This window comes from bacterium, assembly GCA_021372515.1.
Lineage (GTDB): Bacteria > Gemmatimonadota > Glassbacteria > GWA2-58-10 > GWA2-58-10 > JAJFUG01.
The window spans coordinates 20,887-44,302 of sequence record JAJFUG010000132.1 but is presented as its reverse complement, the minus strand read 5'-3'; the positions used below and the strand labels follow the sequence as shown (position 1 = coordinate 44,302).

At 62.2% G+C, this 23,416-nt stretch carries 16 protein-coding genes; 12 read left to right on the top strand and 4 right to left on the bottom strand.

The features are described 5' to 3' along the window. Positions 1–412: 412 nt before the first annotated feature. The 9 genes from LLH00_12795 (at position 413) to modC (ending at position 13,672) form a co-directional block, all read left to right on the top strand. Positions 413–1,630 (top strand): hypothetical protein, encoded by a 1,218-nt coding sequence (locus LLH00_12795; GenBank protein MCE5272147.1) that lies wholly within the window; start codon positions 413–415, stop codon positions 1,628–1,630. A gap of 117 nt (positions 1,631–1,747) precedes the next feature. Continuing rightward, positions 1,748–4,954 carry a hypothetical protein gene (locus LLH00_12790; protein MCE5272146.1) on the top strand — a complete coding sequence of 1,069 codons (3,207 nt, stop codon included), beginning with the start codon at positions 1,748–1,750 and terminating at the stop codon, positions 4,952–4,954. A 219-nt stretch (positions 4,955–5,173) separates the two neighbouring features. Further along, positions 5,174–6,307 carry a hypothetical protein gene (locus LLH00_12785; protein MCE5272145.1) on the top strand — a complete coding sequence of 378 codons (1,134 nt, stop codon included), beginning with the start codon at positions 5,174–5,176 and terminating at the stop codon, positions 6,305–6,307. A 24-nt stretch (positions 6,308–6,331) separates the two neighbouring features. Further along, positions 6,332–7,420 carry a hypothetical protein gene (locus tag LLH00_12780; protein MCE5272144.1) on the top strand — a complete coding sequence of 363 codons (1,089 nt, stop codon included), beginning with the start codon at positions 6,332–6,334 and terminating at the stop codon, positions 7,418–7,420. 754 nt (positions 7,421–8,174) lie between these two features. Further along, on the top strand, positions 8,175–9,482 hold the full coding sequence (locus LLH00_12775; GenBank protein MCE5272143.1) for a PmoA family protein: 1,308 nt from the start codon (positions 8,175–8,177) through the stop codon (positions 9,480–9,482). A 200-nt stretch (positions 9,483–9,682) separates the two neighbouring features. Then, positions 9,683–10,879, top strand: coding sequence for a cation diffusion facilitator family transporter (locus tag LLH00_12770; GenBank protein MCE5272142.1), 1,197 nt, complete (start codon positions 9,683–9,685; stop codon positions 10,877–10,879). Positions 10,880–11,051: 172 nt separating this feature from the next. Next, positions 11,052–11,834 carry a molybdate ABC transporter substrate-binding protein gene (modA, locus tag LLH00_12765; GenBank protein MCE5272141.1) on the top strand — a complete coding sequence of 261 codons (783 nt, stop codon included), beginning with the start codon at positions 11,052–11,054 and terminating at the stop codon, positions 11,832–11,834. 21 nt (positions 11,835–11,855) lie between these two features. Further along, on the top strand, positions 11,856–12,563 hold the full coding sequence (gene modB, locus LLH00_12760) for a molybdate ABC transporter permease subunit (GenBank protein ID MCE5272140.1): 708 nt from the start codon (positions 11,856–11,858) through the stop codon (positions 12,561–12,563). After that, a complete protein-coding gene (gene modC / locus LLH00_12755; GenBank protein ID MCE5272139.1) occupies positions 12,560–13,672 on the top strand; it encodes a molybdenum ABC transporter ATP-binding protein in 1,113 nt (370 codons plus the stop codon). The genes modB and modC overlap by 4 nt, the downstream gene beginning before the upstream one ends. A gap of 94 nt (positions 13,673–13,766) precedes the next feature. Here the strand turns inward: modC and LLH00_12750 are convergent, their stop codons facing one another. The 4 genes from LLH00_12750 to LLH00_12735 form a co-directional block, all read right to left on the bottom strand. After that, positions 13,767–14,477 (bottom strand): hypothetical protein, encoded by a 711-nt coding sequence (locus LLH00_12750; GenBank protein MCE5272138.1) that lies wholly within the window; start codon positions 14,475–14,477, stop codon positions 13,767–13,769. A 139-nt stretch (positions 14,478–14,616) separates the two neighbouring features. After that, positions 14,617–15,309 carry a hypothetical protein gene (locus LLH00_12745; protein MCE5272137.1) on the bottom strand — a complete coding sequence of 231 codons (693 nt, stop codon included), beginning with the start codon at positions 15,307–15,309 and terminating at the stop codon, positions 14,617–14,619. A gap of 75 nt (positions 15,310–15,384) precedes the next feature. After that, a complete protein-coding gene (locus LLH00_12740; GenBank protein MCE5272136.1) occupies positions 15,385–16,110 on the bottom strand; it encodes a hypothetical protein in 726 nt (241 codons plus the stop codon). Between the two features lie 56 nt (positions 16,111–16,166). After that, a complete protein-coding gene (locus tag LLH00_12735) occupies positions 16,167–18,395 on the bottom strand; it encodes a TonB-dependent receptor (protein ID MCE5272135.1) in 2,229 nt (742 codons plus the stop codon). A 551-nt stretch (positions 18,396–18,946) separates the two neighbouring features. Here LLH00_12735 and LLH00_12730 point away from each other — a divergent pair. The 3 genes from LLH00_12730 to LLH00_12720 all read left to right on the top strand — a co-directional run bounded on the left by LLH00_12730 (position 18,947) and on the right by LLH00_12720 (position 23,373). Then, complete coding sequence (locus tag LLH00_12730; GenBank protein MCE5272134.1) at positions 18,947–19,495, top strand: RNA polymerase sigma-70 factor; 549 nt, start codon at positions 18,947–18,949, stop codon at positions 19,493–19,495. 146 nt (positions 19,496–19,641) lie between these two features. Further along, positions 19,642–20,715, top strand: a complete 1,074-nt coding sequence (locus tag LLH00_12725; protein ID MCE5272133.1) for a FecR domain-containing protein — start codon at positions 19,642–19,644, stop codon at positions 20,713–20,715. A gap of 45 nt (positions 20,716–20,760) precedes the next feature. Beyond that, entirely contained in the window at positions 20,761–23,373 is a 2,613-nt protein-coding gene (locus LLH00_12720) for a TonB-dependent receptor (protein ID MCE5272132.1), read from the top strand. Positions 23,374–23,416 lie beyond the last annotated feature (43 nt).

The window sequence follows — 23,416 nt, the reverse complement described above, 5'->3', positions numbered from 1 at the left end:
ACGGGAAATGTTATTAGGTAAATGCTATAATAATACTTTGGTGTTAAAGGAGATATTTGATATGAATGTTTCAAAATATGACAAATGCAACAATTGGAAAACAGACAACATGAGAAAGACTTGACAATTATTCAGGGGGGGTAGAATTAATAAGAGCAATGAATAGCACATAAGCGTTGCGTAAACACTCAATAAAAAGCCCATACCGAATCAATCCGCCAAGATCTCCCCGGTATGGGCTCGTGTGGCAATCCCCTGGGGGACTGCTGATTAAGCATAACAGCATCCCCCGGGGATTGTCAACCTCTTTGTGTATGGGTGGTTACACCACGCGAAAGGAGGTTGGCATGGAGTAGAATCCGTATCTCTTTTTTGGGTGGATAATACTCTCGACACACTCCGGAGGAAAACAATGTACAGGTATCTTGGCTGTCTGTTGCTCGGTCTGGCTCTGCTTTTCGTCTCCTGCAAGGATGACTCGGACCAGTCGCTGGCCCCGTTGGCAGAGGAGAGCATGTCTCTGAGCGGCGCGAAGCTCACCGACGCGGAAAGGGAGGCCATTATCAAGGCCTCGCCCGATTACGGCAAATGGGTCTATCACGAGAACCTGGGCGCCTATATCGAGTTCCGCAAGCAGCACCGTCTGGATGAGGCCATGGGGGACGGCATCGTGGATAAAATGTTCGACCAGGCGGAGAAGCAGGGCCGGGAATTCTGGGGCCAGGCCAGGGGAATCACCCAGGCCGACTACGAGAAGCTGAAGGCCAAGAGCGACGACTGGCTGGCCGCGGCCTATGACAAGGGCGAAATCAGCCGGGAGGAAAAGGAGAAGTATGCCGGAGAGATTGATCTTATGCTCAAGAATTATCTCAATTTACCGAACAAAGCGAAGCGGTATAGCTCTGCCAGATTAGCCTCGGAGAACCCTCATCCTGTGGATGGAGCAAGGATAACGCTGACCGCTCAGGCCGATATCGCAACATATTATGGACCGGCTGTCAATTCCACCTTGAGGCTCCTTTATACAAGGCCGACCGGATACACGGATCGCAGATTGCACGATTTCCGGACCGAATGGTCAGTACCCACATCAGAAACCGCGTTCAATCGTCTGGTCGGCGGCGCCATTGCAGCTACCAACGGCGGCTGTTATGTACCAGACAGCAGTTGGACACCTTTCCTTACCGGGCTATATTCCCAGTCTTTCAGCGGTAATTATGGGAGCACCGGTTATAATGATTTTGGGACTCCTGCTCTCAATAAATGCTTCATGGCATCTTCGTCGTGGAGCTTTGTTGCTTCTTATATTTGTAACGTTGACCTGAATAGCCAGGGTACTGAGACTCTTCAAACGACTAATATTGCCTTTATTGATTATCCACAGAACGGCAACACGTTCATCATGGGCGGCAAGTGCGATGTACTCGGGAATGCATATTATAACATCTATGACTATAACAGGATGATAGATCTTTGGGCGGATTTTACGCAGGCGACTACCTACGAGCACTGGAGCGCGGACAAGGACGACGATGGAGACCTGGATGTTGCTGATATAATGCAGTTGGTGTATGTCCTTACCAATCCATCCATAACCTGTCACAATGATGTTTTCGATCCGTGGAATTAGCAGACAACAGTGCCGCCGCCCGGTGTCAAGCCGGGCGGCGGTCCTTGGGGGCGGAAAATGCGAACGAAATTTTTCCTGTTAATGGCTTTTTTCTGTTTAATCGATCTCCAAAACTCGATGGCAGAGGATGTCCGTGAGCTGGACCTGCATCAGAGCCGCCAGCGGAAACAGAAAGCCGCCCCCGTGCTTGCCGCGGCCGCGAATGAGCAGGTGACAGTGCTGGATTTCAAGGCACAGGTGCAGTTCCTGCCCGACAGCACCCGTCTGACCTGCCGCACCGATCTCACGATCCGTCATCTGAAGTCGGGAACAGAGCCCCTGTTCCTGTATTTCGACGCCCTGAGCCTGGATTCGCGGGTGGATTCGGTCCTTTCAGTGATCGGAATCGACTCGATGCAACTCTATGTAAATTATGGCGTAATGTTGATTTACCAGGGACAGGTCGAGGCCGGCCAGGTCGACACCCTGACTTTTTGGTTCAAGAACAAGACTGATTTTCGCGGCTACCGTCCCCTGTCTCAAGGCCCGGACCGGTTCTATCACAACTATTACGGGATTTTCTACTGGAGCCCGTTCCCGGCTGAACCGAGTTTCGCGGGGGCCTACAAAGTCTCGTTCGACATAACTGCGCCGCAGAAATATCAGGCCGTGGCCATGGGTGAGCTGGAGCGCACCTGGGAACCCTCGCCCGGACTCACGTGCTTTGAATGGAGAACGAAATACCCGGCCAAAGATACTCCGATATTTGTTGTGGACAAGTACCAGGTTAAAACATACGAACGTGAGGCCAGGCGTTTCAACATCTATCATCTCGGAGCGCCGGACAGCCTGCTCGACAGGCGGGCCGAATGGCAGTTCGAGGCCTGGAAAAAATATGAAACGTGGTTCGGCGGAATTGAATACCAGACGGTCAATATGGTTGAACTCACACAATGGAGTTCGCAAACGACGCCCTACTTTTCCTTGCCCGGGACGTTTTTCGTTCCCGAGGGGCATCTGGGCGGCGAGAACTATATTATCGGCAATTCTCCCTATCTGATGCAGAAATCTCAGGTCCACGAGCTGGCCCACCAGTGGTGGGCGCATCGGGTCTGGTCGCCGGAACACTTGTACACGATGGAGGGCTGGGCCGAGTATTCCGCCCTCCGGGTGATGTGGCCGGACAAGAACGAGCTTAAAAACCGCTATCGAAACAACCTGCAGAAAGCGTTGAAAACGATCCTCGGCACCGAAGCGGACCAGCCACTGGTCGATGTGCAACCCACGGAAGACAGGTCACTCTATTATCTGAAAGGCCCCTGGGTGCTGTATATGCTGGAATCCATGCTCGGGGAGGACGCTTTTATCGCCTGTCTCAAAGAATATCAGACTGGTTTTCCGTATCAGGAAAATTCATTGACGGATTTCTTCTCAATTCTGGAAAGAAGCTACGGCCGCGACCTGGGCTGGTTCAGGCGGGAGTGGTTTGAAAAGGCCGGCTATCCCCAGGTGAGGCTCAGGTCGTCCTATCGGAAAGATGGAGAAAGCCTTTCCGGGCGGCTGGTGCTCGAGCAGACCGACGGCCTGTTCGATATTCCGGTCGAGTTGGGAGTGTATCCACCGGGCCAGGCCGTTCCGGAACTGACGGAGATTCATCTGGCAGGGAAGGCGGACACGGTCACCCTGTCTCTGGCGGCGATACCCGATTCCATCCGCCTGGACCCCGGGGTGAAAACGCTGATGGATGTGACCTACCAGCCCCAGATGGCGCTCGCGCCACAGGGCGTGGCTCCGGGCGGACAGAGCCACCGGCTGGAACTCTACCTCGACAGCTCCTCGATCTATCGGGATGCCACCCTGTTTTACAGGGCCGGCGGCGCGGACTGGGATTCGGTCCGCATCCTGTCTCCGGGCGCGCCGGGCGGTTTCCTGGGGCTGGACCTGCCGCCTCAGAACGCAGGCGTGGAAGTGGAATACTATATCCGGGTGACAAACGGGAGCGGGCTTGAATTCAATCTCCCCGAGAGCGCGCCGGACAGCGTGGCCCGGCTTGAATTCAAGGCTCTTCCGCGGCCGGGACGGCGGGCGCTGGCGGGTTTCGAGCCGAGGAAAATGGACCCCCCGCTGACCCATCCCTCGGAAGAGGAAATATTCCCGGCGCAGAGGGCCGGGCTGCTGTGTTTCAACCCCGAGGACCTGAGCGTTTTCGGTATTCTCTACGGAGCGGGCAACCTCGCGCCGGTTGTGGATTCGGAGCAAAAGAAATGCTACTGTTACAACTGGTTCACCAACACGATCGATGTAGTGGACCTCGATTCCTGGGCCATCGAGCGAAAAATTCCGGTGCCGGAGGGAGTGTCGCTCGATTATTCCAGGACCCTCTACAGCCTGCTGGATGAGGATTATAACGCGCTGTACCTGCTCGACTGGGACTGCCTGTACCGGGTGGACCTGGCCAGCGGCGCTTTCAGGATTATCGCCGGACAGGAAGGGGGCACTACTTTCGCTATTGTGCCGATGCAACTGGAATTGTATCCGGGCAAGGACATTTTGTTGCTGAAGAACAGAAGCCTTGTGCAGTTGTATTCCCGCTCCGGCGGGGGACTGTTGCGTGAGATTGAGATGGACGGGACCAACGAGTTTCCGACACTTCTGAGCGATAGTGTCATGCTTACCGCCGAGTTGTATATCAATCCAACAGATTATTTCTCGGGAGACACGAGGCGGCGCTATCTGGTCGTGCGGCGCTACGATATATCCAGTGACAAGCCGGTTTTGCTCAATTCCTCTGTCAGCCGGGGGGAGTCTTTCTCTTTCCCGACCACGATGATACTGGGTGCCGGCAGCACGAAATTCCTGGATGGAGGAAACACGCTCGTGGCGGAGGTGGAGGACACTGTTACTGCGCTTTTGATCTGGGATTGGACCCGCACCGATTCAGTCGCCAGGTTCGCTTTCGATTACGAAAAATACCATTCGAACTCTGTCTACCGGAGCAGCGACAAGGGACGGCTCCTGTTCACCCTGTCAGGCGACCACAATTGCCTGGCCTTGATCGACCTTGACGCAGCGCAGGTGCGGGAGCCGTTCTATTCACCATACACCGGCGAGACTTTCAGCAGCCCACCCATGTACGGCACCCGCCTGATGTGGGTCATCACCCCGGCCGGAGACAGAGACACGGGAGATGTGGACGGTAACGGCCGGGCGGATGTTTACGACCTGCTCGCAATGTTGCACGCGCTGGGCAACCCTGGCGGCTCCGGCATTGCGAGCTTTGATCTCAACTCGGACGGCAAGCTGGATGTGTTCGACCTGCTCGGCCTGCTGAAATTGCTGAAATAGTTGTCCTTTTACCATGTCGACTGTCATTCCGGTTGCCGCGGTCCCCGCCATTGCGCCGCGGCCCGAAATGCGCTAATATTCTAAGTGTAGTCAACAATCAGCCTGCTCAGTTGTCGTGTAACGCCCGGTGCCGGGCGGCCAGGTTCACCGGAAGTCCGCGGCGGGCCGGGTCTGCGCGGCCTTTCGCTTTCCGGGCCGGAAAATATGGAGAAAATTTCTATGACCTTTGCCAAAGTCCCGGGCGCCACGCTCGAAAAAATGAAACAGGCCGATGTGCTGGTCCCCTGCCCGCTGATGCTGGACGACAAGGGCCGCATGCTCGTGGCCCAGCAGGAGCTTCTCACCCGTTATTACATAGAGGCCGGGGCCAGCGCGGTGGTGCCGGGCACCCACACCGGCCAGTTCGCCCGCGGAGATTTGGAGCTTTACGCCCAGTGGCTGGAACTGGTGGCCAGGATACAGGAGCGCCACGGCGACAGCGGACGCATGTTCCGTCTGGCCGCGGTGGGCGGGCCTAAGGGTTTCGAGATGCTGCGTCTGGCCAAAGCCGCCGGCTATGAGGTGGTGATGGTCGCCCCGACCGCCCTGGTGGGAAGCGACGGCCAGCCGCTGGACGAGGCCGATAGCCTGGCGCTTCTGCGCGAGATGGCCGCCCTGGTTCCGGTTTACGGGTTCTACCTCCAGCGGGCCGTGGGCGGGCGTGATTTCAGCCCGTCGTTCTGGGAGGGACTGTTCGAGTTCGCCGCCGGGGCCAAGGCCGCCCCGTTCGACCGGGGGCGCACGGATGACCTGATGTTCGCCGCGCTGCGCAGCGGTCGCACGGACGAACTGGTGATGGCCACGGGCAACGATGACTACATCGTGGGCGACCTGGCCCGCACCTGGGTCCACCCGGAGAACCCGGGCCTGCGCCTGCGGATCACGGTCGGCCTGTTAGGCCATTTCGCCAGCGAGACCCACGCCGCGGTGGGTCTGGTGCAGAAGCTAAAAAAGTGGCGCGAGCTGGCGGACCAGGGCCGCGGCGACGAGATATTGAGCCGGGACCAGCTCACCGAGCTGGCGGCGGACGTGACCGCGATGAACTGGGCCGTGTTCGACAGCATGGCCCTGCCGGGGTCGCCGCCGTTCGAGAACAGTGTCCATGGCATACATTACCGTCTGCGGCGCCTGGGCCTGATCTTCGAGCCGCAGACCGACATCCGCTGGTTCGGCCGTGGCGGCGCGGTGCGTATCGAGACCGGCCGTCCGGCCTTGGAGCGCGAGATCGATCTGGCCTACGGGGCGCGGGGCTACCTGACGGACGATTCCTTTGTGACAGCCGAGAAAGTGGCCGCCTGGCGGCAGGGCCGGTAAGGGCAAGGAAGGAGAGTTTTTCGCATGAGCTGGAACAATCTGGCGGACCTGGACTCGGTGGACCAGGACGACCTCAACGAGTACATGTCCCGCCCGGACGAGCGCGTGCTGGAGCTGATCGCACGCCGCGGCCGGGATGAGATAGTGATCTACGGCGCCACCGGCAAGTGGATGAGTGACCTGACCGAGATGGTGCTGCGCGCGGTGCAGATAACCGGAACCACCTCGCGCAAGGTCCACCTGATCAGCCGGTTCAGCACGGACCGCGAGCTGAAAGGGCGTTTCGCCCCCTACGCAGGCCTGTTCGAGGTGCACCGGGTGGACATGCTGCGCCTGAGCTATCGCGGCCTGGCCGGGGTGCCCGCGGACGCACGCTGGGTGATTTACGGCATCGGTTACAAGTTCCGCACCACGGAGACGCGCGAGGAGTACATGCGCCTGTGCGACATCTACGGCAAGGTGATCCCCTCGCTGATTTTCACCCTGCACCGCTGCGGGTCGGATATCGCGATGATCGGCTCGGGCAACCCGCTGCCGCTCACCCCGCTCGACCGTCAGGCCCGCGAGGATGCCTGGCTGATGGCCAAGCCGGGCAACATCTACGGCGAGTCGATCCGCAACAAGGAGGAAATCCTGCGCCTGGTGGTGGAGAGCGGTGAGGCGGACGCCTCGCGCGGGGTGATCCTGCGCGCCATGTACATGACCAATTTCACCTACGGCGGGCTGGAGCCGGTGATGCTGGCCGTGCGCGACGGGGCCGAGCTGGACCGGCGCAAGCTTTGGGCGTTCAACATAATCAGCCACCGCGACGCCAACATCTACGCGATCCTGGCCGTGCAGTCGGCCTCCAACCCGGTGAGCGTGCTCAACATCTCGGGCTACACCGTGACCCTGGACCGGGTGGCGGATGTGGCGGCCCGTCAGTTCGGACGGCAGCCGCGGCTGTTCGGCGCGCCCAAGCGTTTCCACCTTCTGGCGGATGACAGCCGCACCCAGGCGCTCTACGGCCCGCCCCTGGACTCGCTGGATGAGTTGCTGGCGGCCCAGGCGACCTGGATCGCGCGCGGCGGGCGCTCGCTGCACCTGGACCATAAGGTGGGCCTGGCGATCTGAGGCCGGATAAAAATGTGCAAGCGCGAAAGGCCGTTTCCCGAGGGCGCTCCGGGGGCGGCCTGTTTTACTGGCAGGAGATGAGGATTAACGCCAGTGAAAGATATTTTGCACTTTTCGCTCTATTCGTTATTATGTGAACTAAACGCGCTGGACAAGCTTACCTGTGAATGTCATGTTGCGGCAAAACTCTTTGAAAGGAATGAATTACTGGATTGCATCTAAAAATGACATCTTAATCGATTGCCGTGATCGGCGGGGAGGGGAAAATGGGTTCTGCGGCTGTTGCGACCGAAAAGCGGACTGTGCGGCCGGCCTGACCTGGTGCCTTTGGGTGATGCAGGAGGGCTGAAATGCAGGAAGGAAACAGGATGCTATGGTTGCATATGGTTCACATGGCCCTGGTGTTCTGCAGTGTGTCTATAAGTGCGATTATGGCGCCTTGTAACCCCCCTGCCTGTTTTGTTGCACCGGTTTGTCGACAGACACTTTCTCTATCAATGGCCCTGATGAATCAAGACCCGCCCGATTTCCGCCTCCGAATCCTCCCGCATTGATTGACCTTTCTCAGCCGGCGTTTTATTATCCATCCTGTACAAAGTTTTAACCCAGTTTACGGCTCAACGTGAGCACCCGGTCAGAAGCTTCTACGTGGACACCGTGAGACTTTCGACCCGCTTGCGCGTTCAATAGCTGGAGTCTGAGACAGTATCTTCAATCTGAGGCAGAAATTCGGCATCTTGTGGGAGAGGCAAAGATGAGAATCCGTGCGATGCTTTACGCGGCTTTGGCTGTGACAGTCGCCCTGGCCCTGGGTTGCACCAGCGACGAGGTGCTGGAGATTCCGTTCCCGCCCGGGATCGAGGGCCAGGACGTGCAGGTGAGCCTGGCCCTGCCCGCCGGCATGCTGGACAGCTCGGCGCTCTGGGAGGTGATCCCGCCCGACTGCAAGCGCGGCAAGAAAGCCTACGCCCAGCCGTTCCTCGACCGCTGGGGCCTGGAGCACGGCGACACCACCCGCTGGAAAGTTACTTTCCTCTGGGACCCGGCCACCGGCAGCAAGGGCAACACCAAATATTTTATCTGGCGCAAGTCGCGCGAGGACGTGGCCCCGCTGTTCAGTTTCCAGGATGACAGCACGAAGACCCTCACCGTGCTGCAGGAGGGAAAGCCGGTGCTGTCCTATGTCTACGGGATGAACCTCAAGGCGGGCATGGCCGCCGACCGCATCCGCTCCTGCTACGTCCACCCGCTCTGGGGCCTGGACAAGGAGGTGCTGACCGACGATTTCCCAGAGGATCACCCGCACCACCGCGGCATTTTCTGGACCTGGCCCGAGATACTGGTGGGCGACAGCCCGGACACGCTCTCGCTCTGGGACATCCGCGGCATCCAGCAGCGCTTCGAGAGCTGGTTCGAGCCGCCCAAGGCCGGGCCGACTTTCGCCTCGTTCGGGGCGCAGAACGGCTGGTACGCGGGTGACAAGCGCGTGATGGACGAGCAGGTGCGCCTGACCGTGTTCCGCGCCGGCGATTTCGGCCGGATCGTGGATTTCGAGTTTCGCTGGACCGCCCAGGACGAGCCTGTAAAGGTGATCGGCGCGCCGGAGGAGGACAAGGGCTACGGCGGGTTCGGCATACGCATGGCCCCGTTCACCGAGCCGGTTATCACCACCGACAGCGGCCCGCAGGCCGAGGACAGCAACCGTCAGCCGTTCGGGTGGGCCGATTTTTCGGCCCGTTTCGGCCAGAGCGAGAAAGCCTCGGGCGCGGCGATTTTCCCGGACCCGGCCAACCCGGGCTATCCCAACGGCTGGACATTGCGCCATTACGGCTATATCGGAGTGGCCTGGCCAGCCCTGGAGCCGTTCACGTTCCAGCCCGGGGCGCCGGTAACCATGCGCTACCGGGTCTGGGTGCATCGCGGGGACGTGGACTGGGGACGGGTGGCGAGCACAGGCAAGATCTCCCTGACTCCGATCCAGGCCCGCCTTCTGCAGGAAGCCCCGCCGGGGGCGCTGGAGAGCCAGACCTCCAACCCGGAGCGCAACCGGGAAGGCAAGTAGAGCGCTATTGTGTCAGGAATGAGAAATCCCGGAGGACACCGGTCCTCCGGGATTTTTTTCCCCCGCTGAGGACTATGAGCGCAACTGCTGGCGGGTGATACCATTCAAGGCAAGCGTGGCGGTTGCGTTTTTCTTGCCAAAATGGATAGATTGAATAAATTCTATCAAACTTGTGCTTGGCACCGGATTCGGAGACCCACGTGAAGAAACTGACGAAACAGATCGCGGAACGTTTTGCGCCGGGCTACGGCGATCCGCACAATATAGAAGCGCGCAGCCGGGTGGGCCTGCTCGAGGGCTGGGTCAGCATCGTGGTCAACACCCTGCTGGGCGCGTTGAAAATCTGGCTCGGCCTCGTCACCGGCAGCCTGGCCCTTATGGCGGACGCGTTCCACACCCTGGCCGATTCGGTCACCTCGGCCGTGGTGGTGCTGGGTTTCTGGCTGGCCCGTCAGCCGGCAGACCGTGAGCACCCGTTCGGCCACGGCCGGATAGACAGCGTGGCCGGGTTGGCCATAGCGGTGCTGCTGGCTGTGGTGTCGTTCGAGAGCGGCCGCGCCGCAGTGGAACGGATTGTCAACCCGCAGCCGGTGGAGGCCGCGTTCTGGGTGATAGCAGTGGTGGCAGCCTCGGTGCTGGTCAAGGAGTGGCTGTCGCGTTTCTCGCTGGAGCTGGGCCGCCTGATCGGCTCGGACGCCCTGGTGGCGGATGCCTGGCACCACCGCAGCGACGTGTTCGCCACCTCGCTGGTGGTTGTGGCCTTTTTCGGGGGGCGCCTGGGCCTGCCCTGGCTGGACGGGGTGATGGGCCTGGGGGTGAGCATATTCATCGGCTGGGCGGCCTGGGCCATCATCCGCCAGAGCGTGGGTCCCCTGCTGGGCGAGCCGGCCCCGGACGAGGTATACCGCGAGATCGGACGGATCGCCGCCGCGGGCGAGGGCGTACGCGGCGTGCACGACATCATAGTCCACCGCTACGGCCTGACCCACGTGATCTCGGTGCACATCGAGGTGCCGGGCGACCGCAGCGCAATCGAACTGCACGACACGAGCGAGCGGATCGAGGAGAACATCGCCCGCCGGTTCCCGGGCCACGCCGTGGTGCACGTGGACCCGATAGATTTCAACCACCCGCATTACGCCGCGGTCCAGGCCCGGGTGGCCGCCGCGGTGGAGAGCAGTCCGTACTGCGGCACCTACCACGACCTGCGGATCGTGGGCGGCGAGGAGCATTTCACGGTCATCCTGGACATCACCCTGAACGGCCGTCCCACCGAGTCTCAGATCGAGCAGTGCCGCCAGTCGATAACCGACAGCGTGCGGGGGAGCAGCTTCCCCCAGGCCCGCGTGCTGATCAACGTCGAGCCGCTTTTCAGCCATCCGGCCCAGAGCGTCTGAGAGCTGGCCTTGTTTCTCCACCCCGTTTGCAGATAATCTCTCCGCCCCGGTGCCGTCAACCCACCGCGCAGCCCTTTCTTTCAAGGTTGCGGTGGCGGGCAGCGGCGAAATAACGTATATAAGAAGTATTCTCAGGCTCTGTTTCAAGCTTTCTCTCAGACAGGAGCGAGCTATGTGGAATGGTCGTGTCAGGTCATTTTTTCCCCTGGCCCTGGCGGTCGTGGTGGCGCTGTCCGCGGCCGGCTGCGGCGGCGCGAAGAAGGAGCCCCTACGGCTGAACGTGGCCTGCGCGGCCAGCCTGACCGATGTGATGGAGGCGGCGGGCAAGGCCTACGCGGCAAAGACCGGGGTGCAGGTGGAGTGCGAGTTCGGCTCGAGCGGGGCCCTGGCGCGCAAGGTGGCCGGGGACGCGCCGTTCGACCTGTTCGTCTCGGCCAATCTCCAGTGGCTGAAGTTCCTGGAGGACAACGGCCGGGTGGATTCGGGCGCCGGAGTGCGCGTGGCGCTGAACACTCTGGTCTGCGTGGTCCCGGCGGAGGCCAAAGCAGTCCCGAGGTCGGCGGCGGAGCTGGCCGGCCTGGATAGAGTGGCCCTGGGCGACCCGGAGCACGTGCCAGCCGGAATCTACGCGCGCCAGGCGCTGCAATATTCGGCTGTCTGGGACTCGCTGCAGAATAACAATCGCCTGGTTTTGAGCCAGGATGTGCGCGCGGTGCTCGCCCTGGTGGAGCAGGGGGCGGTGGACGCCGGGATAGTATACGCCACGGATGCCCGGATGAGCGGGCGCGTGCGCCTGGCGTTCACGTTCCCGGAGGCATCCCACGACCCGGTGGACTACTACGCCGCGGTGGTGACAACGAGCGGCCACGCCGCCGAGGCGGCCAGGCTGCTCGAATTCATGCAGGGCGCCGAGTTCCGCGATATCCTGACCGGCTACGGCTTTTCACTGCCCTGAGCGCTTACCCGGAGCGAACGGATGCTGGGGATCCAGGAATCGGAATGGATGGCGGTGGGGCTGTCGCTGTTGATGGGCGTGGGTGCCACGGTTCTGGCCGTGGGGCCGGGAGTGGCCCTGGCCTGGCTGCTCAGCCGTCACAGTTTCCGGGGCAAGAGCGTGCTGGAGACAGTGGTGTTCCTGCCCCTGGTGCTGCCCCCGGTGGTGACCGGCTATACGCTTCTGATGCTGTTCGGTGCGCACAGCCCGCTGGGCCGTCTGCTTGACGCGCTGGGCGTGCGGCTGGTGTTCACCTGGGGCGGCATGGCCGTGGCCGCGGCGGTGATGGGCCTGCCTCTCTTGGTGCGCACGGCGCGCCACGCCATCGAAAGCGTGGACCCGCGCCTGGAGCAGGCCGCGCGCACCCTGGGTTGCTCGCCGCTGCGAACTTTCTTCACGGTCACCCTGCCGCTGTCCTGGCCGGGGATAGCCGCCGGGCTGGTGCTCTGCTTCGCCCGCGCCCTGGGCGAGTTCGGGGCCACGGCGATGCTCTCGGCCGGGACACGGGGCAACCGCACGATCGCCCTCGAAATATTCCGCCACTACCAGACCCCGGGACAGGATTGGGAAGTCCTGCGCCTGGCCCTGATCTCGGTGACCTTGAGCGCCCTGGCCCTGGCTGCGAGCGAGTACCTGATCGGCCGCTCGGCCGCAGCGCGCTACCGTGCCGAGCGCGGGAGGCAGGGATGATCGAGCTTGCGGTGCGCGTGCGGCGCGGAGCCTACAGCCTGGAGGCGGCCCTCTCCAGCCGCGCCCGAGTGACCGGGCTGATCGGCCCCTCGGGCAGCGGCAAGACCACGCTTCTGGAGGCCCTGGCCGGGCTGCTGCGGCCCGCCTCCGGGCGGATCGCGCTGGCGGACGGGCAGGTGTTTTTCGACTCGGCCCAAGGGATCGACATACCGGCCGAGCGTCGCCGCCTGGGGGTGGTGTTCCAGGAAAACCTGCTCTTTCCCAACCTGAACGTGCGCGACAACCTCCTGTTCGGCTACCGTCGCGTGCCGCCGGGCGAACGCCGTCTGGAGCCGGAGGAAATCTGTGCGCTGCTCGACCTGGGGCCGCTCCTTGGGCGGGGCACCGCCGGGCTGTCCGGGGGCGAGGCTCGCCGGGTGGCGCTTGGCCGCGCGCTGCTGGCAAGCCCGGTGCTGCTCCTTCTGGACGAGCCGCTCACCGGCCTGGACGCCGCCCTGCGCGACCGGGTGCTGGCCTACCTTCTGCGGCTGAAGCAGGAACTGGCTATCCCGATGATCTTCGTGAGCCACCGTTTCGCGGACATATTCTGCCTGGCCGACTCGGTGGCCCTGCTGGAGGTGGAGCAGGCCGGGGACGGCCGGAAGAGCGCGCGCGTGGCGGCACAGGGTGAGCCGCAGGCGGTGATCGCCGCGGCTGAGAAAGTGGTGGGGCTGGACCAGCTTGAGACCATTATCCCGGGCGCTCTCGCGGAGGCTGCCCCGGTGACGGACTGCCGCACGGTCCAGGCCGAGGGACTGAAGCTGCACGTGGCCCTGGACCACGGCGCCCCCGGCGCGCGCTGCTATGTCAGCCTGCGCGCGGATGAGGTGATCCTGGCCCGCAGCCGTCCGCCCGCGCTCAGCAGCCGCAATGTCTGGCCGGGCCGGGTGACCGGCGTGCGCTGCCTGGAGCATACCACGGTGGTGACAGTGGACGTGGGGATACCGATTGCGGTGGAGGTCACCCGGGCGGCGGTGCGCGAGCTGGAGCTGGCCCCGGGGGTGGAGGTGTTCGCGATTGTCAAGGCCCGCAGCCTGCGCACGGTGGTGCTCGGGCAGCCGGGGGAGTGAGCGTATCCTGTCGGAAAACGACGCCCGGAGCGCAGGGGGGAAACTCAACGCTCCGGGCTTTTTCTTTTCAACCTGTCAATCTCCGCTGTCTGAGCTACTCTAACAGCAGTGTCTGGTCCTCGTCGTCGGTGGGACGGTAGACACGGTAGAACGGGTTGTAGCGGAAGGTGTTCGAGCCGGACTTGAGGTTCACGCTGCCATCGACCGGGTACTGGCGCAGGACAGTGTCCTCGGCGGTCACGGCGACCAGGCGGCCGAGTGAATCCAGCGGGAGCCTGAGGTCATTGAACTGGATTGAGCCCTTGTAATCCCCGGCAAAGTCAGTCGATTGGCTGATATAGAGAGTCTTCGGAACCCAGTAATCGCCGCGAAACTTCATGGTCCCGTCGAACTTGAGCTTGCCGCCCAGGTACAGGTGCCCGTCGTCCGTGAAGTCGTTGTAGGCCAGCTCGAACTTGAACTTCACCCCGTCGAGCGTGTTGCCGGACAGCTCGGTGAAGCCCGGAGTGACGGCGTAGCCGTACATGTCGGCACTGACGCGCACGGTCTTGGTGCCGTACTCCGCATCGACCATCAGCTCGCGCGCGGCCTGGACATAGCTCCGGTAGACCATGCTGAAAATGTCCTGGCAGACCGTGTTCCGGGTCAGCTCGGAGACAGTCTGGTTGTCGCGGCTGCCGCCCATGGTCAGACTGCCGTCCAGGTTGTTCTCGTTATCCGGCGAGTTGGGGTTGTCGCTTCCGCCGCAGGCGACGGCGAGCAGGAATAAAACAGTTACGCTCAGAAAGGTCAGTCTCTTTTTCATCCGGGTCTCCGAAGCATAATGAGCAGCGGGTCGGAGCAATCTGCCTCCGGCCCCCGAGTCAACCGACATTGACTTGAATGTGCGAACATGGCTTCTGATTTACAAGGTTTTCCGCCTGGGGGGGCAGCCCGTCCCGGCCTCACGGCCGGGGCGAACGGTAATAGGGGTTGAACCGAATGCGCAGGTCCCCGTAGATCAGGGTCTGGCTCCCCTCTATGTTAAAGTAGCTCAGCTCCCCGGCCGAGGCGTAGACACTGGTGATCCGGTCAGCCGCGTCTATCGGCAGCCGCATGGAATTGTACTCCACCGCGCCGGTGTAATTGCCGGCGAACGCCAGGCCATCGGTCAGGACCAGCCGGAACTGGGTGACCTGGCCGCCCGCGGACCGGACAAAGCCCTCGGCCCCCAGCTCGCCGCCCATGAAGACGAAACCCGAGTCCGAGAAGTCGTAGAGGGTCATGCGGAAAGAGAAGTCGACCACCTGCTTGTCCGACTCCCGCATCTGCCTGTTCCCCGTAACCTCGGCATAGCCCGAATAACGTCCGCTGACCCGGGTGGTGAGCAGGCTGTCGCCGACTGTCTGGGGGCTGTTGGATATCCCGGCCAGGGCGCGACGGCTGAGGCCGTAAAGCTCGGAGTTCAGTATCTGCGCGACCGCCAGCTGGTTATCGGAGGAAACAGGCGTGTTCAAGCGGTCGGCGCCCAGGGTCAGGCGGCCGCCGTAGAGGGTGGAATTCGCTCCACCGGATGTCGGGTCACCGCGGCCGCTGCTGCATCCGGCAAGCACCACCGCCAGCAGCAGAACTGCCGGAAAAAGGGTGTTGCTTTTCACTCACTCCTCCGGGTATACATAGCCTCAAAAACAGTCCGTTCAGCCCAGGCCTGCATGGCTCCGCGGGGGTGCGCTCTACTGGCAGCCGCAATCCAGGGAATCGGGATCGACATAAACGTCCTTGAAATACGGCTTAAAATTAAATCTCGTATCCCCGCTTATCAAGGTCATGCTGCCCTGCTCCAGCTCCGGGTAGCAGTGAAGGACTTTCGCCGGGGCGTCGGGGCTGATTATCTGGTTGCAGGGGTCGATGGGCAGCCTCTGTGTTTCGTAGAGCGCCTCGCCGGAGTAGCCGCCGGCGAAAGCCAGGCCGCCGTTCAGGACTACCTTGACGCTGTACCTGTGCAGGCCGATCACGTCCATGTACCCGCTGCAGTCGACCTGGCCGCCCATGAACACGGCCGCCGAATCGGAATAGTCGAAGAAAGTCATCCGGACCCAGAAATTCTGGCCCGTGGTGTCGGGCTGATATGTCGTGGCGCCCTGGACCTGCATGTAGCCCGAATAGCGGCCGCTGACCCGCACTATGCCGAGGCTGTCCTCTTTCTGCGGCGTGTCGGCGAGCCCTTTCAGCGCACTCTGGTAAGCGCCGTAGATCTCTCCGTTCAACAACTGGCAGATCCTCAGTTTGTTGCTTGACGACACCGGGGTGTTGACCCGGTCCTGGCCCAGGGTCAGACGGCCGCCGTAGGCGGTGGCGTTCCGGTCGGAGGCAAGCGGGTCGCCGCGGCCGCCGCTGCAGGCGAGCGGGGCGGCCAGGAACAGGCAAAGCAGAGCGAACCGGACGAGCGTTGTTGTCATGGCCGGCCTCCCTGAAAAGGTTAAGGCGTCAGACACCCCGCTTGGGCGTTCCCTGCTCAATACTGCCGGTTGTGGTCCCAGGTCTCCAGGGTGAAGCCGAGGAAGAAATAGGTCCCCGGCGTGCCGGCGCCCTCGGTGAAACCGTAGATGTTGGGATCGTTGTTGAGCAGGTTGTTCACTCCCCCGTAAACTTCGAACGATTCGCTGAAACGCTTGGAGGCGAACAGGTGCACCAGCGAGTAGCCGTCCGCCCGGTAGGTGTCCGAGATTATCCGCGTGCCGACCGAGGCCAGGCGGACGCCCGTCTTGAACCTGCGCTTGGAGTCCTCCCAGCGCAGTTCGGCCGTGTTGAGCATGTCGGGCTTGTTGAGCAGACGCTTGTCGGTGGTCTTGTCCTTGGTCTGCATCACCGTGGCGTCGTCGCTGAAAACGATCCTGTCGGTCAGGCGGGCGCTGAGACTCAGTTCGAAACCGTGGCTCAGGGCCTTTTCCACGTTTCTGTACTGCAGCACCGGGCGCACCCAGGCGGGCGTGCTATGGCTGATCGCCGACTGGCCGAGGGTGTCGAAGCCGGTCTGCACCGGGTTGATCATGTCGGTCAGGTCGTTGCGGAAATAGCGCACATCGCCTTTGAGCTTCCAGTACTCGCCCTCCAGGCCGATCTCCCAGGAGTTCGATTTCTCGGCCTTGAGGTCGATGTTCGGCAGGACCAGGCTTTCCTTGCTCGGGTTCTCGATGTAGAGCTCATAGATGCTGGGTGCGCGCACGCCCCGTCCGTAGCTGCCCTTGAGCCGCAGCGGCTCTAACAGGCCGAGGGTGAAACTGGCCTTGGGGCTGAAAGTGGCGCCGAACTGGGAATGGTCATCCACCCGCGCGCCCAGGACAGTGAGGAACCGCTCGCGGGGCTGGAAAATGTCCTGCAGGAAAGCGGCGGTGTTGCGCACCTCGTGGTAGGTGGTGTTGTCGTTTCTCTGTTCCCAGCGGCTCTCGGCGCCCAGGGTCAGGCTGTTGCCCGCGGGCAGGTGCTGGGTCAGGCGGGTCTCGACCTGCTTGAGACGCTGCTCCAGGTTGTAGTCCTGGTCGCTGCCGGTCAGGGGGTTGGTCACATCGCCGTAGATTTCCGGGTCGATGCTGATGTCGGTGTTGAACTGGTAGTAGTTGCCGCGCAGGGTGAATTCGGTTCGCTCTGGGATGACGTAGTTGTACTCCAGGTAGAACGATTTGCGGTTGTCATCCGTGCGGCGCTTGCCGTCGCCCCAGTCGTATGGCCGCACACCGCGGCGCTTGACCAGGGATTTCTCGAAGCCGCCCTGGACGAGCTGGCGGCCGGTGAGGTCCATCGAAAGGTCCACTCCGCCCGAGCGCAGGTTCCTGCGGTCCCCGTCGGTCCAGGGCGTTTCCTTGTAGCGGTCGAACTGGCCCTCGTGGTCCAGACAGGCGAACAGGGAATAGCCGAGCTGGCCGACCCGCTCGGCCATGTAGCCCTTGATGAACGGGTTCTGGTCCTCGCCGTACTTGCTCTGGCCGTAGCGGACCGAGACCCCGGCCACCATGTCCTCGGGCGGTTTCTTGGTGATGATGTTGATCACCCCGCCGATGGCGTCGGAGCCGTAAAGGGCGCTGCTGGGCCCGCGGACGATCTCGATGCGCTGGATCATGGCGGTGGGAAGGTCATCCAGGTTGACATTCTCGCGCAGGCCGGCGGCCACGCGGCGGCCGTTGATCAGGATCAGGGTCTGGTTGGTGCGCAGCCCGCGCAGGCTGGCCGACAGGGAGCGCTCCTCGTCCCCCTGCAGGTAGAGGCTCTGGGCGTCCATCAGGGCATCGGCCACGGTCAGGGCGCCCATCTCCTGGATCGTCTCGTCGCTGATTATCTCCACGGCCGAGGGCACCACCTTGATGTCCATGGGGACGATGGTGGCGGTGACAGAGACCCGGGGCACCGAATCGCTGACCTCCACCGCCGGCAGGGGGATGATACTCTCCTTGAGCGCAAAACGGACCACCACGGCCTGGCCCTCGGGCACATAGACCCGCTCGGTGCGGGTCTCGAACCCGGTCATCCAGGCGATCAACTGGCAGTAGCCGGAGGGGACCTGCATGATCTCGTACTTGCCGTCACTCAGGGCGACCGTCCCCAGCTTGGTGCCGCGGATGGACACCTGAGCCCCTTTGAGCGGCTGGCCTGTTTCCGTCAGCACGGTCCCGCGGACAGTGCCGGTGCCGGCGGCTAAAGCCGGTGCGGCGATCGCTGTCAGCAGGAGTATCAGGATTCCACGCAGCATGGCGATCATCCCTCGCGTAAGACGTTGAAAGGCGGTTCGGGTGGACACAGAGGAACGTGTGAGCCGGTCCTGTTCTTCGGGGAGCTCGATTTGATCGAAATGCCTGGCTCGGGGCGACGCCTCGACATTATCGTCCGGCCCGGGAAGGGAGGTGGTTGTGTCGATCCGGACTTCGCCGCAGGCGCAATGCGGCTTTGCCGGCCGGTCAATCACAGGCGGGCGCCGGAACTAATTTTACCACTCATTCAAGAATACACGATTCGAAACGCGTGGTTCCAGTTTTTCTCTTTACATCGCAACCGGTAACAGCCTGCCGGTGAATTTTTTCCGGGTTTCGGGCGGACCTGGACGTGTGTTTCTGATGGGTACAGGGAAATGAGTTTTTGTACAGAAAAGCAAGGTGTCTTTCCAGATAGTTGAAACTTATCCGCTCTTGTAATAATATAAACACTCAATAGACCCGGTTCGCACCGGCCGTCCCCCCGGCCGAAGACTACAATCCACCGCGACAGACCAGACGGAACTCTATGACACTCCCGGGAAAACCATACGTGCCGCAGCCGGATGAGCTGCCCGAAGCGCAGTGGGCCGCCGGCATCCGGTCCGGGGACAGCCGGGCTTTCGAGGCCCTGTTCCGCAGTTGCTACGGCCGCCTGTTCCAGTACGCTGGCCGTCTGGTGCGCGACCCACAGACCGCCGAGGACATTGTCCAGGAAGTGTTTGTCAAGTTATGGGCCGGCCGGGTGGGCCTGGCGATCCACACCAGCCTGCGCGCCTATCTCTACACCGCGGTGCGCAACGGCTGTTTCAACCATATCCAGCACCTGCAGGTCCGCGAGAGCCGCCGCGATGAGATCCAGCAGGCGGCGGCCCCGGAGCCGACCCCGGACCAGGTGCTGGAGGCCCGGGATTTCGAGCGGGCGGTGGGCCGGGCGGTGGAGGCGCTGCCGCCGGCCTGCCGCGAGGCGTTCCTGCTCCGCAAGCAGGACAACCTGTCCTATGCCGAGATCGCAGAGCTGCAGGGCGTTTCGGTCAACACGGTCAAGACCCAGCTTTCGCGCGCGCTGAAAGCGCTTCTTAAGTTCATGCCGGGCCAATGATACGGCCGGTAAAAGGACGCCGGGCAGAGGGCGGTGATTTTTCTTCGCCGCTTTGTCACCCATGCCGGGCAAAGGACTGTCATTATATCCAGAGAGCCAGGGATGGCTCCTGTCCCTGAAACCGTTTTGCCGCGAAGGGGCGGAGGATGAAAGAGGATATCGAGTACGAGCTTCTGCTGCGCTACCTGCACGGGGAGTGCGATCCGGCCGAGGAAAGCCGGGTCGACCAGTGGCTCTCCGCGGACGGGGAGAACCATGCTCTCCTGGAAAGGCTGGCCGGAGTCTGGGCGGCGCCCTCCCCTGGCCTGCCGGCGCCGGACCTGGAGAAAGCCTGGACCTCGGTGGCGCAGAAAGCCGGACTCATCGAGGCGGCACGGTCCGAGAGCGCTGCGGACAACGTGCGGCCGCTCGGTACCCGCGCCGCGGGGTGGTTCACCGGTGGGAACAAGGCGGGACGCTGGCTGCGGATCGCGGCGGCCGTGGCGCTGCTGGCCCTGCTGCCCTACTGGGGAGGCCACCTGCTGACACGCCTGGGGCCGGACTACTCCGCGGCCGAGCTGAAGGAAATCAGGGTCGAGATGGGCAGGATGGAGTCGGTGGTCCTGGCGGATGGCAGCCGGGTCACGCTGGAGGCGGGGAGCATTTTCCGCTATCCGGAGAGTTTCAGCGGTGGCGAGCGCCGGGTCGAGCTGGAGGGCGAGGCCTATTTCGAGGTCGCCCCCGACAAGGAGCACCCGTTCGAGGTGCGGGCCACCGGGGCGCTGGTCCGGGTGCTGGGCACCAAGTTCGATGTCCGGGCCTGGCCGCAGGGAAGCTCAGTGCAGGTGGCGGTGCTGGAGGGGGCAGTCTCTTTCAGTCACGACCGTCTGTGGCGGAACGGCAAAGTGGTGGTGCACGGCGGCCAGTTGAGCCTGATGCAGCGCGGGGACGGGATCAGCCCGCCGGTCGAGGCCGATATCGCCCGGCAACTGGGCTGGCTCAAGCGGGAGGCGGATTTCGAGGGCGCGCCCCTGTCCGAGGTGCTGGCCTGCCTGGAGCGCTGGTACGGGGTAAGATTTGTCCTGACCGACTCGTCTCGCCTGAACGAGCGCCTGACTCTGCAGTTGGACAACCAGTCGCTGGGGAGCGCACTGGAATTGCTGGCCCTGCTGACCGAGCTGCAATGCGAGCAGAAAGCGGACACGGTGTATCTGAGCGCCGGGCCGGATGGGAAGCCTTAACGGGGTGAGGAAATATCAATGGAAAGTTTAATTAATGGAGAAAACATGTGGTTTACGCAGCGAAAGATATTCATTCTTATTCAAGTTTTCATATGTATTGCCTGTCATTCCCTTCTGGCCCAGAGCGACAGCCTGACAGCGGAGGTGGAGCGCTACCGGGGACGGGTGCCGGAGTCACTGTTCAACACGGTCTCGATCGAGCTGAAAGATGTCCGGTTCGAGGACGCGCTGAAAACGGTGGCCGACAAGGGCAAGATCCGGCTGAACTTTAACCAGGACCGTATCCTGAGCGACAAGAAAGTGAGCCTCAAGCTGGAGAAGGCCCCGCTGCTCAAGGTGCTGTTCAGCCTGTTCAAGGCCACGGGGACGGGGCTGGTGATCACGCGGGACGGGCAACTGGCCGTGGTGCCCTCGGACAAGCCGGTGGCCCGCAACGAGTACCGCAGCGCGGACAAGGCCCCCTCAAGCGCGATCAAGGGCGCCGTGCTGGAGGCCCAGACCGGTGCACCCCTGGCCGGGGCGAGCGTTGAGGTGCTGGGCACGCATATCGGGGTCACCTCGGCCGGGGACGGCTCTTTCACGATCGAGGACGTGCCGGTGGGAATCTACGTGCTGCGGGTCAGCCTGACCGGGTATAAGCCCTCGGTCATCCCGGACGTGGTGGTCCGCTCGGGCCGTGACGCCTCGGTCAATTGCGCCCTGACCCAGATGGTGTTCGAGATGGACAGCATCACGGTGAGCGGGAACTATTTCTACCAGTCGGAGCAGGAGCCGGTCAGCACGGTGGGGTTCTCGCACGAGGAGGTCCGCCGCGCCTCGGGTACGGCGGGGGATGTCAGCCGTCTGGTGGGTGTGCTGCCCAGCATCGCCAAGGTGGACGATACGGTGAACGGCCTGATCGTGCGCGGCGGCAACCCGGTGGAGAACGCGTTCTACCTTGACAACATGGAGATTCCCAACATCAACCACTACCCGGCCCAGGGCAGCAGCATAGGACCGATCGGGCTGATCAACCTGGATTTCCTGCAGGATGTCAATTTCAACGCCGGCGGTTTTTCATCACTCTACGGCGACAAGCTTTCCTCGGTGATGGAACTGAATTTCCGCGAGGGCAACCGGGAAAAGTTTCAGTCCCAGGTGGACCTGAACATGATTGGCCTGGGCCTGGTGGGCGAGGGCCCGCTGGCCGGGGGCAAAGGCTCCTGGATGTTCTCGGCGCGCAAGAGCTACCTTGACCTTCTGGTGGGCGCGATCGGAACAGGCGTGGCCCCGCGCTACGGGGACTACCAGGGCAAGGTGGTGTTCGACCTGCCGGGTAACAGCAGCCTTGAATTCCTGGGCGTGGCCGGGGTGGACCATATCAACCATAAAAAGGATTACGCCGTGGACAACGGCGATGATGACTACGGGGACGCGGACAACGTGGAGCACCTGTTTGGCGTGAATTGGAAATACACCCGGGGCGGTTTCCACAGCGAGACCTCGCTGTCGGAGATGTTCACCAGCTACAAGTATAAGTTCTGGGCCACCACGGATGACAGCCTGGAGGTGACCGACGGGACAAACGAGCAGGCGGTGGGTCTCAGGAATGTCAACACCCTGAGTCTCGGCCTGGGCCGCACCCTGCGTTTCGGGGTGGAGGCGCGCTCCATGTTCAACGACTATGATTACTACTTCAAACCCTATTTCGATCACTACGGCAACAACTATCCGGAGACAGTCATCCGCCGCAAGCTGAACGCCTCCCGCCTGGGTGCGTTCGCCAGCTTCACCTGGAGCGTGACCCCCAGCCTGGACCTGAGCCCGGGGCTGCGCCTGGAGCATTACACGGTCAACGGCCACACGCACTTTCAGCCGCGGCTGTCGCTTGTCTACCGCCTGAGTGAGCGGACCTCGCTCACCGCCGCCGGCGGGGTCTACCGTCAGAGCCTGCCGCTGACCCTGTTGTCGCAGGACCCGAAATACGAGAAACTGAACGATCCGGCGGCTTACCATACTGTGATCGGCCTGAGCCAACTTCTATCCGAGAACACGCGCCTGACCGTGGAAGTCTACGACAAGCAGTATCGCCATTTCCCGCTCGACCCGAGCCAGCCGGCGCTTTTCATCGCGGACGAGGGTGGCAACCGCACCTCGCTGACCGACAACGGACAGGCCTACGCACGGGGCGTGGAGGTGGTGCTGCAGAAAAAGTTGGCCCGCGACCTGTTCGGCCTGGTCAGCGGCTCGTATTACACCTCACGCTACCGGGGCTACGACGGGCGCTGGCGCGACCGTATCTACGGTAACCGCTTTACGTTCAGCGCCGAGGGCGGGTACATCGCGAGCAAGAAATGGCAGTACAGCTTCCGCTGGATCGTGGCTGGGGGAAGGCCCTACACGCCGTATGACCAGGAGGCCTCCAAGAGCCTCGACTCGGGGGTTTTCGATCTGGACCGGATCAACGGCGAGCGCCTCCCGGCCTACCATTCGCTGAACCTGCGCGCCGACCGGACCTTCAACTTCAAGAACTCCAACCTCGTCTTGTACTGGGACATCTGGAATGTCTACAACCGGAAGAACATATCCAGTTATTCCTGGAACGAAACTGAAAACCGTCAGGACCGCGATGACCAGTGGAGCTTAATGCCCATCTTCGGACTGGAATGGCAGTTCTAAACTCTGCAGCAACGCTGAAAACAAAGGGCCGCCACGGGCGGCC